A 15,311-nucleotide genomic window follows, 5' to 3' on the forward strand; every position below is an offset into this window, starting at 1 on the left:
ACACCTGCGGTCAAGACGAATGCCGCCCGGCGACCTAGCGTCACCCGCGTGGTTAAGCTCTCCGTCATCGTGCCGTTCTACAACGTGCAGACCTATGCCCCTGACACGCTCAGAAGTCTTCGTGCGAACGCGCGTGAGGACTTCGAATTCATTCTCGTCGACGACCATGCGACCGACGGGACTCCGGAGATCCTGGAGCGCGCCGAACGCGAGCTTCCGGGGGCCGTCTACATCCGTCATGAGCAGAACGGCGGGCTCGCCACCGCGCGCAATACCGGACTGGACGCGGCTACCGGCGAGTACATCACCTTCCTCGACGGTGACGACTGGCTCGCCCCGGGGTATTACGCGCAGCTGGTCGCCGCCATGGAGGACCTGGGGTGCGACTTCGTCCGCACCGACCATGTCCAGTGCACCGGCCGCAAGCGCTCGGTCCACCGGGTGCCGCACGGCCTGCGCGACCAGGTGATGAACCCGCGGGACGTGATCCTCCCCGCCGACCGCTCCACCTCGGTCGACTACGCCTTCGCCTGGGCGGGCATGTACCACCGCCGCCTCGCCGACGAGGGGCTTCTCCACTTCACCCACGGGCTGCGCACCGCCGAGGACCGGCCCTGGATCTGGCGGCTGCACCGCGAGGCGCGCAGCTTCGCCGTCCTCGGCCTGCACGGCGTCTTCTACCGGCGCGGTGTCTCCTCCTCGCTCACCCAGATCGGCGATGTGCGGCAGCTCGACTTCATCCGCGCGTTCGACCAGGTCATCGACGAAACGGCGCGGGACCGCGACGCGGACACCCTGCTGCCGAAGGCCGTGCGCACCTACTGCGCGATCATTTCCCACCATCTCGGCAACATCGAACGCTTCGAGCCGCAGGTGGCCCGCAAGCTCCGTTCGATGTCGGCGGCTGCGCTCAAGCGCATGCCCCAGGACGTACTGAAGGACGCGCTGGATTCCATGGACTACGAGCGTGCCGCGCGCCTGCGGCGAGTGAAGCGCCGCGGCGCGGCGGGTGCGGAGGTGGCGGCCTGATGTCCGCGAACCTGACACCCGTGACGCCTTTGACGTACACCCCGCGCGGCGAGCGCAAGCGCACCCAGATCTTCATGGCCTCCACCCTGTACGGGGCGGCCACCCTCGCCGCGGCGATCGACGCGGGCAGCGTCGGCCCGGCCGACCGCCGTCTGCTGCTGGTCAGCAACAACGCGGCGACGCCGGAGACCACGCCCGCCGTCGACGACATGCCGGGCTTCGAGCGGCTGCGGTCGCGCTTCGACCGGGTGCTGTCCTGGAACGAGACGATCAGCCCCTTCCACCCCGGCGGCTGGGGCCCGCGCCAGGACGACGCCCCGCTGTGGGAGCGCCATCTGCGGCTGCTGTGGAACCTGGGCGACGACGACATCGAACTGGTCCTGGAGTCCATCCAGGTCAACCCGGCGATGGCGATCGCCCAGGTGTTCCAGGGCGCCCCCATCGACGTCTACGCGGACGGGCTGATGAGCTACGGCCCGACCCGCAACAAGCTCCACCCGCTGGTCGGCACCCGGATCCGGCGTCTGCTCCACCTCGACCTCGTACCGGGGCTGAAGCCGCTGCTGCTCACCGAGTTCGGGGTACCGGCCGAGGTGCTGCCGACCGAGACGTTCACCAAGGTGCTCGCCGAGGTCGGCGAGGCCGCCCCGCGCTCCGTCGCCTCCGCGACCGAACGGGTCGCCACCGGCACCGGACCCGCCCTGATGCTGGGCCAGTACCTGTCCGCGCTCGACATCCTCACCCCGGAGGAGGAGGAAGAGCTGCATGTGCGGATGCTGCGGGGCGCGGTCGCGCTCGGCCACCGCACCGTCGTCTTCAAGCCGCACCCCACCGCCCCGGCGCGCTGGTCGCGGATGCTGGAGAAGAAGGCCGCCGAGCTGGGCGCGGAGCTGACCGTCATGGACACCCCGGTCCTCGCCGAGGTGCTCTACCAGCGGATGGAACCGGCCCTGGTCATCGGCTGCTTCTCCACCGCGCTGCTCACCGCGAGCGTCTTCTACGGACTTCCGGTGGCCCGGATCGGCACCGATACGCTGCTGGAGCGGCTCACCCCGTACCAGAACAGCAACCGGGTGCCGGTCACCATCGTGGACGCGCTGCTGCCGGACCTGGAGGACCACCGGGCGGTGGCCGCTGGCGCGGGTGCGGTGGACGAGCGGTCCGGCCAGAAGCTGACCGGCCTGGTCGCCGCCGTGGGCTTCTGCATGCAGGCGAAGATCTACCCCGAGCTGCGGCCCGCCGCGGAGCGGTATCTCGCCGCCCATCTCGACGCCCACACCTGGCGCTACTTCAAGCGCCGCCGCCTGACCGCGCTCGCCCTGCCCGGGGCGGTCCCCTCGCAACTCGGCTTCATTCCGCGCAACGAGACGGTACGGCGGGTCGCGCGGCGCGCCCGGGCGCTGAAGAAGGCGGCGCTGAAGAAGGCCGCGACGGGCTGAGCCGCCCGTCTGTCGTCCCCTGACTGCTGACTTGACTGCTGACTGCTGACTGCGAAGGAGCAACGGCGTGACCGCCGACCACGGGGCAAGCCACATACGTCACGGCGCCTCGGGGGTGGCGTCATGAGCGCGGGCGCGCCGCCCGCACCCGAAGCGGGCCGGATATCCCGTACGGTCCCCTCGCAGCGCGAGCCGGGCCAGGGCCCTGGCCAGCCGTCCCCGGGGCGCAAGGGGCAGCCGGTCCGGCTGCGCGCCCTGGACGGGCTGCGGCTGCTGGCCGCGCTCATGGTCGCCGCGTACCACTACGGCGGCCGTGACGGGGAGATCGCCGAGGCGTGGGGCGCGTCCCCGCGCGAGATCTTCCCCACCGCCTCGCCGTACTTCTCGTACGGCTGCCTGGGCGTCCAGATCTTCTTCATCATCAGCGGCTTCGTCATCTGCATGAGCGGCTGGGGACGCCCGCTGCGCTCCTTCTTCGCCTCCCGCGTCTCCCGGCTGTTCCCCGCCTACTGGGCCGCGATCCTGCTGGTCACGGCCGTGTTCGCGCTCCCCTGGGTGGCGTTCGAGACGGTCTCGCCGAGCGACACCCTGCTCAACCTCACGATGCTCCAGCAACCGCTCGGCGCGGACCGGGTGCTGGGCGTGTGCTGGACGCTGTGGGCAGAGCTGCGCTTCTACGCCCTCTTCGCGCTCTTCGTCGTCCTGCCGGGCGCGACCCGTCAGCGCGTCGTCCTGTTCTGCGCGGTGTGGACCCTGGGCGCGGCGATCACCGACGCGGCGGACCAGCCGATGCTGGACCTGATCCTGATGCCGAACTACGCCCCGTTCTTCATCGGCGGCATCGGCCTCTACCTGATCCACCGCTACGGCCACGACGCCACGGCCTGGGGCATCGTCGCCCTCAGCTTCCTCATCGGCCAGCACTACGCGGTCGCCGAGCTGTGGCACCGCCCGAACCCGGACTTCTTCTCCTACCGGTCCACGTTCGGCATCGTGGCGATCGTCGCCTTCGGTTTCGTCGCGGTCGCCCTGGTCGCGCTCGGCAAGCTCAACTGGGCCAACTGGCGCTGGCTGACGGTCGCGGGCGCGCTGACGTACCCGTTCTACCTGGTCCACGAACACCTGGGCTGGGTCGTCGTCCAGTACCTGCACCGCAGCCTCGGCATCCCCGCCTACGGGACGTTCCCGCTGACCGTGCTGCTGATGCTGACCCTCGCATGGGTGCTCTACCGCTTCGTAGAGCAGCGCCTCACCCCCGTGCTGAAGCGGTCCCTCTCGGCGGCCCGGGTGCGCTGAGCCGGGCGCGCCGGGCCGGAACCAAATGGTCAACCTTGATCGTCACGATCACATGAACGATCAAGCCAGTTGAGCCTCAACAGAGAGAGCACCACATATGCGCAAGTCCATACGCCGGGCCCTGATCGCCGCCCCCGTCGCCGCCGCTTCCCTCGGCCTCGTCCTCACGGTCGGCGCGGGCACGAGTGCGGCCGACATTCACGCCACGAACGTGAGCGAGTCGTACGCCCAGGGCTCCGTGACGTACAACGCGGCCACCGACACGATCAAGGTCAAGGACCTCAAGGCGGACGGGCGCAGCTTCGCCATCAGTGTCTTCGGACCCGCCTCGGACAACACCTACGTGTGCAAGGTGGGCGGCAAGGGCAAGTCCAAGACCTGCGACTACAACTTCGCTGAAGGCCGGCTGAACGCCCTGGTCTTCCTTGAGCGGGGCAACCAGCACTGGGACCTCGACAAGTTCCAGTTCCGCGCCTGACCCACGTGCCGAGCCGCCGTACCAGAGCCGCACGGGCCGGGTGCGCTGAAAATACGTGGCTCCAGGGGGCGGCGGTCCATACCGTCACCCCCATGAAGCTGCTCTCCGTGAACGTCGGCAAGCCCCGGCCCAACCCGTGGAAGGGCCTCGGCGCGACGGGCATCGACAAACGCCCCGTCGACGGCCCGGTCACCGTCACCGCCCCCGGCCCCAAGGGCACGGGGGCGGTCGGTCTCGACGGCGACCGGGCGTACGACGTCAAGCACCACGGCGGCTCCGACCAGGCCGTCTACGCCTACGCCCGCGAGGATCTGGATGGCTGGGAGACCGAGTTCAACCGGCCGCTGCACAACGGCGTCTTCGGCGAGAACCTCACCACCACCGGGCTGGACGTCAACGCCGCCCTGATCGGCGAGCGCTGGCACATCGGGCCGGATGTGGTGCTGGAAGTCTCCTGCCCCCGCATCCCCTGCGCGACCTTCCAGGGCTGGCTGGAGCGCGACGGCTGGATCAAACGCTTCACCGAAGCCGCGCTGCCGGGCGCCTACCTCCGTGTCCTCACCCCCGGCGCCATCCGCCCCGGCGACCCGGTCGAGATCGGCCACCGCCCGGACCACGACGTGACCATAGCCCTCGCCTTCCGCGCCCTGACCCGCGAACCGGCCCTTCTGCCGGGGCTGCTGGCCGCCGACGCGCTGCCGGAGGAGATCAAGCTGCTGATCCGCAGGCGCGCGACCGCATAGGTGGGCGTGGGCCCGCTCGAAGGCTCAGGTCGTCAGGAGCAGGCCGATCCCGATCAGCAGCGCGGTGCACGCCAGCACGGTGACCAGGACGGCGGTGCGCTTGCTCGCGACGCGGAGGCGTGCGGGTTCACGAGGCTTCGTGTCGCAGAGCGTCCCGCAGGCGCAGCAGTTCGCGGCGGCGGGACCGCGCCCGGGCCAGGGCGAGCCCTGCCATGGCGACGAGGGCGGCACCGGCCAGGGCGGTGGTCAGGGCAGCGGCCGGGGTGGCGCGTGCCGTGGCCAGGGCCGTCCCGGCCACGCCAGTCACCGCCGTGGCCACGAGCGCGAGCCGGGCTCCGAGCACCCGGTCCCGGGCGAACAGCGGGCGGCGCCTGCTCAGCACCCAGCCCGCGAAGGCGGCCCAGGCCAGCCCGATGGCGATCAGCCCGGCGAAGGCGGCCCGGGTGCGCGCGGGAAGCGACTGCGGCTCGGTGGCCCACAGCACCGCGATCAGTGCCGCCGCGCAGCCTCCCACCAGCCCCACGGCCACGTGACGCATGCGGGAGCCCAGCGAGACCTCCGCGGCCAGCGCGCGGTCCAGTTCCTCGGGCACGTCCCGCTGAGCCGCGGGGTTCTGGGGCGCGGGGTTCTGGGCCGCGGGGTTCTGCTCGCTCATGCCTCGTATCCCCTCTCGGCGAGGACGCTCCGCACCATGCGGCGCGCGCGGTGCAACCTGCTCTTGACCGTGCCGGGCGGTACGCCGAGCACCTCCGCGCAGGCCGCCAGAGACAGATCCTGCAGGTGGAACAGGATCAGCACTTCACGCTCCAGCGGCGGCAGCCCGTTCAGGCCGGTTTCCACCTGCATCGTGGTCAGCACGCCGCTGAGCGAGTCGTCGTCATCGACGACGGCGCCCGCCTCCTCCACGGACGTCTCCGACACGGACGTCTCCGACACCCGGTACGCCTGCCGCAGGTGGTCGGCGACCGCGCGCCGGGCGATGGTGAACAGCCACGGGGCGAACCGCTCCGGCTGCCGCAGCCGGGGCAGTCCGCGCACCACCGCGACCCACGCCTCCTGGGCGAGGTCGTCCGCGAGGTGCGGCGAGCCGACCATGCCCCGTACGTAACGCCACAACGGGGCGTGCCAGAGACCCACCAGCTCGCGGAACGCTTCTCGCTCCCCGAGCTGGCAGCGCACCACCAGCAGCCCGTCGCGTCGTCCGTCGTCGCTCACCGCACCTCCCTGTCTCGCGCCACACGTCACCGAGACAGTCGGCAGGGGAGGCAGAAAGGTTCACAGGCCCGCTGCCGGACAGGTCAGCTCTTGTCTTCCTGCCGACGCACCATCTCACCGATCCAGATCGGCGCGAACGGGGACGTACAGCCCGGCGGCGTCGGATAGTCCTTGAGCACTTCCAGGCGCTCACCGATGCCGAGCGCGCGGGTGCGGTGCCGGGCGTGCTCGATCCCGATCTGTGCCAGGCAGTGGTTCATCGCCCACTGCAGGCGGTCCGGGGCGTCCTTCATCTCCGCCTCGATGACATCGAGCAGTCCCCCGAGATCGAGGCCCTCGGGCTTCTTCGCCACCCGCTCGGTGGTGAGCGCCCAGCCCGCACTCGCGACGACGGGATCCGGATCGGCGAACCAGGCCAGACGCAACTCTTCCGCCTCCGGATGCTTCTTCACCACGTAGTTCACGAGCCAGTCGTGCACCTTGGGCGTGCGCGCCCCGCGCAGCATGCCGTCCAGCTCGTCCCGCTCGAACGCCTTCGGGCGGCAGATCAGCAGCGCCAGCAGCCGCGCCGCGCTGTCGCCCGTCTCCCAGAGCTGACGCGCCAGGTCCTGCCGCGTCTTCAGCCGCTTCGCGAGCGCGCGCAGCTTGGTGAGGTTCACCCCGTGATCGTCACCGTGCTTCTCGTTCACCGCGCGGATCTTCGGATCCTCAAGCGCGGCCAGCTCGGCCATCACCTCGGTCAGCGTCGTCTCGGCCACCGTGTTCTCCTGTCCCTCAGGCGCGCGTCTCAGACTACGGCGGAAGTGGCGGATCAGCTCAGCAGCCGGAGGTCAGGCGCCAGCGGCCGCAGGTCAGGCCGCCAAGCCGGGGTCGAGCGAGGCCCCCGTCGACGGCGCGAGCCACACGAGCTGCGCGGTGACCGCACCCCGCGAGAACCACGCCTCCACCCGCTCCGGCGAGGACAGCACCAACCGCTGCCCGGACCCGACCACTTCGGTGCGCCCATCGCCGTAGTCCATGCCCCACGCCGCGATCTCCACGTCCACCTCGTCGGTGCCCTCGTACGGGTGGATGCGAGCCACGGCGAAGAGGCGCGGCGCGGTGGCGAGGGCGAGAGCGCGGAGTTCTTTGCCGAGGTCGAACGACTCAGGGCCGGGCTGCTCCGGGGATACGGTGACCATGCGTGTCTCCTTGCCGGGAGGTGGAGTTGGGTCAAAGGAAGACCGAGTCTGGGCAGTTGCGGACCACCGCCGCACGAAGTGGCCTGGCTCACAGGGTAGAGCGCAAGGTAGAATTACTTCTACGGAATGACGAGAGGTATCTAACCTTTCCCTCGTTCCAGTGACGCCAACAGCGCCAGTTCGAACACGGAGAACCGCATGCCGCCGAGAGCAACTCCGACCGCACGTCAGCTTCGCCTTGGCGCCGAGCTGCGCAAACTGCGCGAGCGCGCGGGTCTGAACACCCGGGAAGCCGCTGAGCTGATCGGAGCCAAGCAGGCCCGCGTCAGCAACATCGAGACCGGCCGCTTCGGCCTCAGTGAGCGCAGCATCCGCACCCTGGCCGGGAACTACGCGTGCGGCGACGAAGACCTCATCACCGCTCTCATCGCCATGACTGGCAAGCAGCAGCGCGGCTGGTGGGAGGAGTACCGGGACCTGCTGCCCCTGGGGCAGCTCGACCTGGCCGAGCTCGAACACCACGCATCAGCAATCGCGCTGGCCACCGTGCTGCACATCCCCGGCCTGCTCCAGACCGTCGACCACGCCCGCGCGATCTTCGCCGAAGGCGTCCCCGCCCTCCCGCCACCCGACATCGAGGACCGCGTGTCCTACCGCATCAAGCGGCAGCGCATCCTCTACGGCGACGAGCCCACTCCCTGCAAAGCGGTGATCCACGAGGCCGCTCTGCGCATGCCATTCGGTGGACCGCAGACGGCCCGGGCCCAGCTTCAGCACGTGATCGACATGAGCGAGCGGGAACACATCACCGTCCAGGTGATCCCCTTCCGCAACGGCACGTTCGCCGGGTCCGGCCAGTCCATCAACTACTTCTCCGGCCCCGTACCCCAACTCGACACGGTCCTGCTGGAACAGGCCCACGGCTCGCTTCTCCTCGACGCGGAGGCGCAGTTGGAGAAGTATCGGCTGGTGATCGGCAAGATGGAGAGCATCGCGCTCACCCAGGAGGAGTCCCGCGACTTCATCCACGGCCTCATCCGAGAACTGTGACAAGGAGCAGCACATGAACGTGTCCCCATGGCGCCAGTCTTCGTACTGCCAGGAGTCGGCTTCCTGCGTGAACGTCGCGGCGGGGGAACGCGACACCATCATGCTCCGCGAGAGCGAACACCCCGAGGCCGTGCTCTCGACCACCCGGGCACCCCTGAGAGCCTTCATACGCGCCGCCAAGGTGGGCCAGCTGGATCACGTCGCCGATCGATGTGCCCGCTGGACTTCCTGAATTCCCTCCCCGCCCCTGTCGCGGGGGCCCGTCTTGACTCTGGGCTGGGCCAGGCGGGGGCTTTTGTCGCGCCCGGGGTCAGTACAGGGCCTCGATTGCCTTCAGGATCAACGCCCGCGCCTCCGCCCCGTACACGGCCATGTCGCGCAACTGCTCGAACACCTTCAGGTACAGGGCGACCTCGGAAGGCTGGGTGATGTTGACCTCCGCCGAAACGAACTCCACCGACACGAGGGCGTCGTCATACACGTGGAACGTCTCGACCGGCCACTGCCGCCGCTCACGTGTGGCCATGGGGATGATGCCCAGCGACACCTGGGGCAGTGCACCGGCGGTGAGCAGATAGCCAAGCTGTGCCACAATCGCGTCCCCGTCGCCCAACTGGGCATATAGGACTGCCTCCTCTATGAGCATCACGAACCGATGGCCCCGTTCATGGATGATGCGGGATCGCTCAACGCGCGCGGCTGCGGCCTCGGCGCCATCGTTGAACGGGATGCCGCGAAAGTCTGCGATGTTGCTCAGGAGCGCGGCCGCATACCCCTCGGTCTGCAACAGTCCCGGGACCATCATCGGGCGTGCAGGGACTGAGCAATGAGATCTTCCGCCTGATCGCTTGCCGCGCAGGCATGGGTCCACGCACGGATGTCCTTCGCTGACGGACCGGTCTGGGCGTTCTCGATGCGGGAGGTCTTGGAGTGGTGCCAGTCGCACCGGTTGGCCAGCTCGACGACCGTCAGCCCGGCGCTCTTGCGAAGGTCGCGAAGCCTCCGCGCGACGACTGCGCGTGCGGCTTGGGCGGACGAGGACGGGGAGATGGGCATGAGCTGGCCTGTCCGGTGCGCGCTGTCAGTGGATGTCGTACTGGTCGTGCGGAGTGGCGCGTGTCCACACCGTTTCGAACGCTTCGGCACACAGCTTGGCTGCGGCCGGGTCGTCGGTGATCTCCTCGCCGGTCCACGATCCGTCACCGGCGAAGTGATTCCAGTGGATCCACTGGCCGTCGAACAGCCAGAAGTCGTTGCCCGGCAACGCGATGTCGGAGGCCAGTCGGCGAGGCAGCCACCGCACGTGTTCGCCAGCCGCGACGTTCGTGAACGTGCCGTCGTACAGGAAACGGCTGTACTCGCTGACCGGCTCGGACACGATACGGGCCCGGCGCACCACGATGCCGCGGCTCACGGTCTCCTGGATCAAGTCGAGCCACGGACGCCACCAGGACGCACGGTCCGCCGGGTCGTGGCGGAAACCGTTCCTCCATGCGGCGAACGGGCCCTCTTCGTAGTCGACGGCGTAAGCGTCGCGCATCTCCAGGTGCACGGCAGAGCGCGTGCAGTTGGCGATCAGCTCATCGAATGTCGGCGCACTCGACGGCATCACAAGCCTCCCTGATCATGTGCACCATCCTGGCGGGGATACGGATCACGGCCTCGTTCTCCGGGATGCCCTTGGCGTGGCCCGGCGCCTCGAACGCGGCGCATGAAAGACGGCCCCCGACGCCCCCTGCACCCCGAATTCAGATCCATCAAAGTCGTCCCCCTGGAACTGGCCCACTGGCTCCTCAAACCGCCCTCCTTTATCCAGGCACATGGACCGACCCGCAACAGGCAGCGGAATGGTTCGGCGGCCAAGCACGGGCCTCCGCAGCCTCGTTCACGTCGGAACACGAACGTGCCCGCCTCACCGACGCGGCCAGCCGGGCCGCCGAGCTGCTAGCCGATTGCCGCCGGTCAGCCGTACATCTGGAAATGCGCGGTGCCTAGGTCAGCCTTCAGGCCGCCATGTCCTGCCGCAGCCGTTGCAGACCCTGCTCGGCCCGTTCGCGGGTCGCGGGCAGGGCGTGGCGGGTGGCGCGGATGACGCGTTGCAGTTGGTGGGGGAGGCGGTGCGCGGTGGCGTCGGTGACCGCGGCGGAGAGCCGTTCGTCGGCGCCGGTGGGGTCACCTCGGCGCAGGAGCACACTGCCTGCGGTGATGTGCTCGATCACGCGCCACTGCGGGGTGACCGCGTAACTTGCCGGAGGTTGCGAGTCGATGAGCCGCACCGCGCGCTCCGCCCGGCCGGTCTTGAGCAGCCCGCGCAACTGGATCTCGTGGAGTGCGAAGGGATTGACCAGCGACGTGTGCGCGACCTGCTCGAGAAGGCCCCGATTGCCGCGTAATGCCTCATCGAACAGTTCACCATCGCCGAGTTCTCCCGCCGCACGGGCAAGCAGTGTGAGCGCCGCGGCCCGCTCCGCGTCGCCCGGCGCGATGGCCACCGCGTGCCGAAGCCGGTCCACCGCGGCCCCGATGAGGCGTGCCTTGCGGAGTTCGTTGCCGTGCATGCGCAGCGCGTACGAGGTCATCGCCGGATCGCCAAGGTGCCGAGCGACCGCCAGCCCCTGGCCGGTCCACCGTGCGGCGACGGGCAAACGTTCCTCGGGGAGAACATGGCCCAGAGCGACACCGAGGCCTACACGTGCGCGGGCCAGCAGGACGAGAACCTCGCGCTCGGTGTGTCCATCGGCGACGCGCCCTTCCAACCGGGCGACCAGCGGCCACAGCTCTGCGACCGCCTCCCTGGCGTGGCCGGACTGCCGGGCGATCTCGGTAAGCCGGACGGTGGAGTCTCCGAACTGCAGCATGGCGACGTGGTCGGCGTCAGTCGGATCGGTCACTCCGAGCACGTGGGGTGGGAGACGCAGCGTGGCCGCGATGCGGCGCCGTGACGGCACGTCGTCGATAGTGCGCCGTCCGTTCTCGACCATGGAGATGTACGTCTTGTCGTAGCCGAGCAGGTTCCCGAGCGTGGTCTGGGACAACCCGTGAATCTGGCGGTGGAACCGCAGAACCGCTCCCAGGTCACCACACCTCAGCACGGATTCGGCTTGCGGGGTCGCCCAGTGCCACTGAACGTGCGGGAGCAGCACACGCGGCAGCGGCAGCTGATTGCCATTGTCCTCTGCCGCAGCTGCGCCCTCGCTCATGGCGCCTACAACCCGGTGTGCTGTTGGTACCAGGCAGCGACCGACGCCTTGTATCCATCGGGCATCCGCAAGCCAGGGACCTCGTCGGCGGTGAACAGCCCGATCTCTTTGTGTTCGTCGCTCATCACCGGAACCACGTCCGGGTTCAGGACGCGACAGCCGAACGTAACGATCAAGACGTGTCGATCGGGAATCGGCTGATATACCCAGACGTCCAACAGCGCCTGAGCGTCAGCGCTCCAGCCGGACTCCTCTTTGATCTCGCGGCTGACGCATTGCTCCGGGGTCTCGCCCAGTTCGAGGCGTCCGCCCGGCAATTCCCACTCGTCGCGTTCATTGCGCAGCAGCAGGACGCGGCCGTCGCCGCCGATGGCGACACCTTTGACGGAGACGGGGAAGGTGCGCGGCACGTGTGTCATGGAGTCCTTCGCGAGGGCGACGATGCGGCATCCGGAACGTAGCACTGCCCACAGCACAACTGTGGCTTCCGGGCATCACGGCAGGTTGACAATCAGTCACTTTACGTCGCGATCTCTGGTCCCGACAGTGAGACCAGAGAGTTCCCATGCCCGCACGTCAAGGAGCCTTTGGATGAGTCCTGTTCCGGCGCAGGTCGACAGCGCCGTACTCCCCGTACCAGTCGGCTGGCTCCACACCACCGGTCTGGTCCACCTCGACGGACTCGCTACCCGCCGGTCGGTCCTTGAGTGCGCGTCCCGCATCATGCGCATCGCTCTGCACCCTGACAGCGATGCCGATGGCCTCACCGTCATCCGCGACACCGGGCATCACGCCGACCAGGCGGGGTGTACGGGCCTCACCAGCGCCGAAGTCCTCCCGCACACCGAACGCTCCGGCACCCTCATGCCGCCACGGCTGATGATGCTGGTCTGCCATCGGCCCGCCACGCGCGGCGGGGAGTGCCTGCTCGCCGATGGCTGGACGGTCCGCGACGACCTTGCCGCGCACCATCCCGATGCTCTGGCTGCCCTCTCCGCACCCCGCAGCGCGTACTTCGGCGGTGCGGACGGCCATCTCGGCGCGGTCTTCGGCACCCGCCCCGACGGGCGTCCGGAGCTGCGGCTGCGCTGGGACTCCCTGGTGCGGTTCTCGCCGCTGGTCCAGCCGTACCTACGCGTCCTGCGGGCGGTGATCGCCCGCCACCAGCAGGTGCGGCACCTGCGGCCCGGAGAGGGCTACCTCCTGGACAACACCCGGTGGCTGCACGCCCGGACTGCCTTCGACGGCCCTCGCGTCTGCTACCGCGCCCTCGGCGAACCGAAGGCCCCATCCCAGGGTCGGTAGGCGCCGCGTTTCCCCTGAAGACCCCCGTCCCGGCTGGACCGGAGCCCTGGCAGGTCGAGCCCAGCACGGAACGGGTGCACGTGCACGACGGCGCGAGGAGAGCCCCCGCGACCGACAGCACCGAGAGGAATCATCCCGATGCACTTACGCGGACACAAGGCCGTCGTCCTCCGGCAGGACCCCGAGGACGACGAGCCGACCGAGGGCGGGCAGCAAGGCGGCTGCGGTGACGGCGACGGCTGCGGCCGCCAGTAGCAGGTGACCCAGCACGCGGCCCCCGCCTCAGATGGGGCCGCGTGTCGTCTTCGTCGCCCGGGTCGTTGTTTCCGGGGCGGCCCCCGCCTCAGGTGGGGGCCGCTCTGCACCGAGAGAGCGAGCACATGCACCACCACGGCTACACCTGGCTCGGATCCGCCCACGACTTACACAAGGACGGCCCCCGACGCCCGCTGCACCCCGAATTCAGATCCAGCAAAGTCGTCCCCCTGGAACTGGCCCACTGGCTCCTCAAGCCCACATCCTTCATCCAGGGAACCTGGACCGACCCGCAGGAGGCAGCGGAATGGTTCGGCGGACAAGCGCGGGCTTCCGCACCATCATTCGCATCGGAACACGAACGCGACGACGACCGCCTCGCCAATACAGTCAACCGTCCAGTGGACCGGGCCGCGCAGGGCGAGGACGTGGTCGGCGGCTGGTACCTCACCGGGCAACGGTTCCTGTCCGTGTGCCTGATCGCATGCAGCCCCCACCGCATGCGGCCGGACATTCCTTGCCCTCAGGCCGTGTAGGGCTCGCGAGCAGCGCAGGAAGGAGGGGTGCGATGTCGCAGAAGGTACCGGCTTTCGCTGAACTGCTAGCCGATTGCCGCCGGTCGGCCGTCCATCTGGAAATGCGCGACGCTTACGCGGTCGACTACGAGACTGGCGACTTCGCCCAATGGCGGGAAACCGGGGAATGGAACAACCCCGAGTACTGGCAGCCGTGGAAGGACCTCGTCGCGGAAGCGGCCGGACGAGGCGTGATCATGCGGCGGGCGCGCATCGTGTCGGAGCCGGTGAGCGAGTACATCCGCTTCGAACACGCGGGCACGGTCAACAATACCGAGGCCGGGGAACTGGTGCGCTGGCTGCCCCGCAGACAGGCCTCGGACCTGGCCCTGCCCGGCAATGACTTCTGGGTATTCGATGATCGGCTCGTTGAGTTCAACCACTTCACCGGCGACGGTGCGTCCGCCGGGCCGTCGCTCAGCGACGACCCCGGTGTCGTAAAGCTCTGCTCCACCGCTTTCGAGTCAGTTTGGCGACGCTCCATTCCTCATGAGGAGTTCAACATCGATGGCCACAGCAGTCCGTGAGGCGTTAGAGAAGGCGCAGCGCTCGGCGGTGCATCTGGAGATGCGGGACATCTACACACCCGATGACCCCGATTTCGCCGACTGGCGCGCCGGGGTGCGGTTCGACCCCGCCGAGCGGTGGCAGAGCTGGTTCGACCTCGTGGTGGCGACCGTTTCGCGCGGTGTGCGGATGAGGCGTGCCCGGGTCGTCTCGGAGCCCGTCAGCGAGTACATCAGGTTTGAGTACGACGTGACGGAGCGCCATAACGTGGCCGCCGGAGAAGAGGTGCGCTGGTTGCCCCGAAGGCGCGCGGCCGATCTGGCGCTGCCGGGCGCGGACTGCTGGCTGATCGACGGAGAGATCGTCATCTTCAACCACTTCGACGGCGACGGGAACTGGGACCCCGCCACGGGCATGGAGGTGCGGTCCGACCCGGCCATGGCGAGGATGGTCGCCGCAGCCTTCGAATCCGTCTGGGAGCGGGCAGTTCCGCACGCGACGTACCGGCCAGGAGGGGACGCATGAAGAGTCTCGGCGAGCTGTTCGACACCTTCGAGCGCGAGGCGTTTCGGCTGGAAACGCTGGACGATTACGGCGGGTCGGGCAACACGGGGGCGTACGGAAGGTTCCTCGCCGGGGACCCTCGGCCGGAGGATTACAACGCCGAATGGGTGGCAGAGCTTCGCTCTCACACCGGCCAGGGGAAGCGCGTCTACCGGGTGCACATCCTTTCTCGGCCGCTTACGCCCTACCTCCGTTTCGAACTCGGTTGGGGTTACCGGACGAATCAGACCGGCGGTGAGGAATTCTTCGTCCTCGACACCACCGACAAGCCCAACCCGCTCGCAGGGGTAGGGGACTTCTGGCTCTTCGACGCACAGACTGCCGTCACCATGCGCTATGACGTCGCAGGGGCCGTCATCGGGCGCGAAACGCTCCCCGATGAGCAAGCGCAAGAGTTCATCGGCTACCGGGATACGGCCCTCGCCCACGCGGAGCCGTTCTCTGAATGGTGGTCGAAGCACGGAGAGTGAATAG

General features: G+C 68.9%; 19 protein-coding genes and 1 pseudogene. 12 read left to right on the top strand and 8 right to left on the bottom strand.

All coding sequences use genetic code 11. From position 1 onward, the window contains the following. The first annotated feature begins 48 nt into the window (after positions 1-48). From ACFV9T_RS11360 to ACFV9T_RS11380, 5 genes are all read left to right on the top strand, one after another. Positions 49-1,029 carry a glycosyltransferase family 2 protein gene (locus ACFV9T_RS11360; RefSeq protein ID WP_385438629.1) on the top strand — a complete coding sequence of 327 codons (981 nt, stop codon included), beginning with the start codon at positions 49-51 and terminating at the stop codon, positions 1,027-1,029. A 74-nt stretch (positions 1,030-1,103) separates the two neighbouring features. Continuing rightward, on the top strand, positions 1,104-2,468 hold the full coding sequence (locus tag ACFV9T_RS11365) for a polysialyltransferase family glycosyltransferase (protein WP_385438979.1): 1,365 nt from the start codon (positions 1,104-1,106) through the stop codon (positions 2,466-2,468). Positions 2,469-2,591: 123 nt separating this feature from the next. Further along, positions 2,592-3,764, top strand: coding sequence for an acyltransferase family protein (locus ACFV9T_RS11370; RefSeq protein WP_385438631.1), 1,173 nt, complete (start codon positions 2,592-2,594; stop codon positions 3,762-3,764). A 97-nt stretch (positions 3,765-3,861) separates the two neighbouring features. Continuing rightward, a complete protein-coding gene (locus ACFV9T_RS11375) occupies positions 3,862-4,242 on the top strand; it encodes a hypothetical protein (protein WP_385438633.1) in 381 nt (126 codons plus the stop codon). A 92-nt stretch (positions 4,243-4,334) separates the two neighbouring features. Continuing rightward, the gene (locus ACFV9T_RS11380) at positions 4,335-4,985 is read left to right on the top strand and encodes an MOSC domain-containing protein (RefSeq protein WP_385438636.1); all 651 of its coding nucleotides are present in this window, start codon (positions 4,335-4,337) and stop codon (positions 4,983-4,985) included. Positions 4,986-5,112: 127 nt separating this feature from the next. Here ACFV9T_RS11380 and ACFV9T_RS11385 read toward each other — a convergent pair whose 3' ends face one another. The 4 genes from ACFV9T_RS11385 to ACFV9T_RS11400 all read right to left on the bottom strand — a co-directional run bounded on the left by ACFV9T_RS11385 (position 5,113) and on the right by ACFV9T_RS11400 (position 7,381). Beyond that, positions 5,113-5,640: a transmembrane transport protein gene (locus ACFV9T_RS11385; protein WP_385438638.1), complete on the bottom strand. Its 528-nt coding sequence runs from the start codon at positions 5,638-5,640 to the stop codon at positions 5,113-5,115. Next, positions 5,637-6,200, bottom strand: coding sequence for an RNA polymerase sigma factor (locus ACFV9T_RS11390; RefSeq protein ID WP_385438641.1), 564 nt, complete (start codon positions 6,198-6,200; stop codon positions 5,637-5,639). Before ACFV9T_RS11390 ends, ACFV9T_RS11385 begins: the two co-directional genes overlap by 4 nt. A gap of 83 nt (positions 6,201-6,283) precedes the next feature. Next, positions 6,284-6,958, bottom strand: a complete 675-nt coding sequence (locus ACFV9T_RS11395; RefSeq protein ID WP_385438643.1) for a DNA alkylation repair protein — start codon at positions 6,956-6,958, stop codon at positions 6,284-6,286. A 93-nt stretch (positions 6,959-7,051) separates the two neighbouring features. After that, positions 7,052-7,381, bottom strand: coding sequence for a hypothetical protein (locus tag ACFV9T_RS11400; protein ID WP_385438645.1), 330 nt, complete (start codon positions 7,379-7,381; stop codon positions 7,052-7,054). Positions 7,382-7,579: 198 nt separating this feature from the next. Here ACFV9T_RS11400 and ACFV9T_RS11405 point away from each other — a divergent pair, with 198 nt between their 5' ends. Together ACFV9T_RS11405 and ACFV9T_RS11410 are read left to right on the top strand one after the other, a co-directional pair. Beyond that, positions 7,580-8,431, top strand: a complete 852-nt coding sequence (locus ACFV9T_RS11405) for a helix-turn-helix domain-containing protein (protein ID WP_385438647.1) — start codon at positions 7,580-7,582, stop codon at positions 8,429-8,431. Positions 8,432-8,444: 13 nt separating this feature from the next. Beyond that, complete coding sequence (locus ACFV9T_RS11410) at positions 8,445-8,663, top strand: DUF397 domain-containing protein (protein ID WP_385438649.1); 219 nt, start codon at positions 8,445-8,447, stop codon at positions 8,661-8,663. A 78-nt stretch (positions 8,664-8,741) separates the two neighbouring features. On the opposite strand, the pseudogene ACFV9T_RS11415 reads toward ACFV9T_RS11410, so the two are convergent. The 4 genes and pseudogenes from ACFV9T_RS11415 to ACFV9T_RS11430 all read right to left on the bottom strand — a co-directional run bounded on the left by ACFV9T_RS11415 (position 8,742) and on the right by ACFV9T_RS11430 (position 12,050). After that, positions 8,742-9,487: pseudogene (locus ACFV9T_RS11415) on the bottom strand (helix-turn-helix domain-containing protein). Between the two features lie 25 nt (positions 9,488-9,512). Then, on the bottom strand, positions 9,513-10,040 hold the full coding sequence (locus ACFV9T_RS11420) for a DUF6879 family protein (protein WP_385438652.1): 528 nt from the start codon (positions 10,038-10,040) through the stop codon (positions 9,513-9,515). A 394-nt stretch (positions 10,041-10,434) separates the two neighbouring features. Next, positions 10,435-11,631, bottom strand: a complete 1,197-nt coding sequence (locus ACFV9T_RS11425) for a helix-turn-helix domain-containing protein (RefSeq protein ID WP_385438654.1) — start codon at positions 11,629-11,631, stop codon at positions 10,435-10,437. A gap of 5 nt (positions 11,632-11,636) precedes the next feature. Further along, positions 11,637-12,050 (bottom strand): NUDIX domain-containing protein, encoded by a 414-nt coding sequence (locus tag ACFV9T_RS11430; protein ID WP_385438657.1) that lies wholly within the window; start codon positions 12,048-12,050, stop codon positions 11,637-11,639. Positions 12,051-12,222: 172 nt separating this feature from the next. On the opposite strand from ACFV9T_RS11430, the gene ACFV9T_RS11435 reads away from it, so the two are divergent. The 5 genes from ACFV9T_RS11435 (at position 12,223) to ACFV9T_RS11455 (ending at position 15,307) form a co-directional block, all read left to right on the top strand. After that, a complete protein-coding gene (locus tag ACFV9T_RS11435; protein ID WP_385438659.1) occupies positions 12,223-12,936 on the top strand; it encodes a TauD/TfdA family dioxygenase in 714 nt (237 codons plus the stop codon). Between the two features lie 380 nt (positions 12,937-13,316). Then, positions 13,317-13,727 carry a hypothetical protein gene (locus ACFV9T_RS11440; RefSeq protein WP_385438661.1) on the top strand — a complete coding sequence of 137 codons (411 nt, stop codon included), beginning with the start codon at positions 13,317-13,319 and terminating at the stop codon, positions 13,725-13,727. 32 nt (positions 13,728-13,759) lie between these two features. Then, positions 13,760-14,293 carry a DUF6879 family protein gene (locus ACFV9T_RS11445; RefSeq protein WP_385438664.1) on the top strand — a complete coding sequence of 178 codons (534 nt, stop codon included), beginning with the start codon at positions 13,760-13,762 and terminating at the stop codon, positions 14,291-14,293. Beyond that, positions 14,274-14,798 (top strand): DUF6879 family protein, encoded by a 525-nt coding sequence (locus ACFV9T_RS11450; protein WP_385438667.1) that lies wholly within the window; start codon positions 14,274-14,276, stop codon positions 14,796-14,798. The genes ACFV9T_RS11445 and ACFV9T_RS11450 overlap by 20 nt, the downstream gene beginning before the upstream one ends. Beyond that, positions 14,795-15,307: a DUF6879 family protein gene (locus tag ACFV9T_RS11455; RefSeq protein ID WP_385438669.1), complete on the top strand. Its 513-nt coding sequence runs from the start codon at positions 14,795-14,797 to the stop codon at positions 15,305-15,307. The genes ACFV9T_RS11450 and ACFV9T_RS11455 overlap by 4 nt, the downstream gene beginning before the upstream one ends. Positions 15,308-15,311 lie beyond the last annotated feature (4 nt).

The sequence above is a fragment of the Streptomyces sp. NPDC059850 genome, from assembly GCF_042731515.1.
In the GTDB taxonomy this organism is placed as follows: Bacteria; Actinomycetota; Actinomycetes; order Streptomycetales; family Streptomycetaceae; genus Streptomyces.

Bases quoted from the DNA above. Each gene is read 5' to 3' on its own strand.
- ACFV9T_RS11380 (WP_385438636.1), top strand. From the start codon at position 4,335: ATGAAGCTGCTCTCCGTGAACGTCGGCAAGCCCCGGCCCAACCCGTGG.
- ACFV9T_RS11450 (WP_385438667.1), top strand. From the start codon at position 14,274: ATGGCCACAGCAGTCCGTGAGGCGTTAGAGAAGGCGCAGCGCTCGGCG.
- ACFV9T_RS11410 (WP_385438649.1), top strand. From the start codon at position 8,445: ATGAACGTGTCCCCATGGCGCCAGTCTTCGTACTGCCAGGAGTCGGCT.
- ACFV9T_RS11375 (WP_385438633.1), top strand. From the start codon at position 3,862: ATGCGCAAGTCCATACGCCGGGCCCTGATCGCCGCCCCCGTCGCCGCC.
- ACFV9T_RS11370 (WP_385438631.1), top strand. From the start codon at position 2,592: ATGAGCGCGGGCGCGCCGCCCGCACCCGAAGCGGGCCGGATATCCCGT.
- ACFV9T_RS11445 (WP_385438664.1), top strand. From the start codon at position 13,760: ATGTCGCAGAAGGTACCGGCTTTCGCTGAACTGCTAGCCGATTGCCGC.
- ACFV9T_RS11405 (WP_385438647.1), top strand. From the start codon at position 7,580: ATGCCGCCGAGAGCAACTCCGACCGCACGTCAGCTTCGCCTTGGCGCC.
- ACFV9T_RS11430 (WP_385438657.1), bottom strand. From the start codon at position 12,050: ATGACACACGTGCCGCGCACCTTCCCCGTCTCCGTCAAAGGTGTCGCC.
- ACFV9T_RS11365 (WP_385438979.1), top strand. From the start codon at position 1,104: ATGGCCTCCACCCTGTACGGGGCGGCCACCCTCGCCGCGGCGATCGAC.
- ACFV9T_RS11400 (WP_385438645.1), bottom strand. From the start codon at position 7,381: ATGGTCACCGTATCCCCGGAGCAGCCCGGCCCTGAGTCGTTCGACCTC.
- ACFV9T_RS11420 (WP_385438652.1), bottom strand. From the start codon at position 10,040: ATGCCGTCGAGTGCGCCGACATTCGATGAGCTGATCGCCAACTGCACG.
- ACFV9T_RS11455 (WP_385438669.1), top strand. From the start codon at position 14,795: ATGAAGAGTCTCGGCGAGCTGTTCGACACCTTCGAGCGCGAGGCGTTT.
- ACFV9T_RS11385 (WP_385438638.1), bottom strand. From the start codon at position 5,640: ATGAGCGAGCAGAACCCCGCGGCCCAGAACCCCGCGCCCCAGAACCCC.
- ACFV9T_RS11440 (WP_385438661.1), top strand. From the start codon at position 13,317: ATGCACCACCACGGCTACACCTGGCTCGGATCCGCCCACGACTTACAC.
- ACFV9T_RS11435 (WP_385438659.1), top strand. From the start codon at position 12,223: ATGAGTCCTGTTCCGGCGCAGGTCGACAGCGCCGTACTCCCCGTACCA.
- ACFV9T_RS11425 (WP_385438654.1), bottom strand. From the start codon at position 11,631: ATGAGCGAGGGCGCAGCTGCGGCAGAGGACAATGGCAATCAGCTGCCG.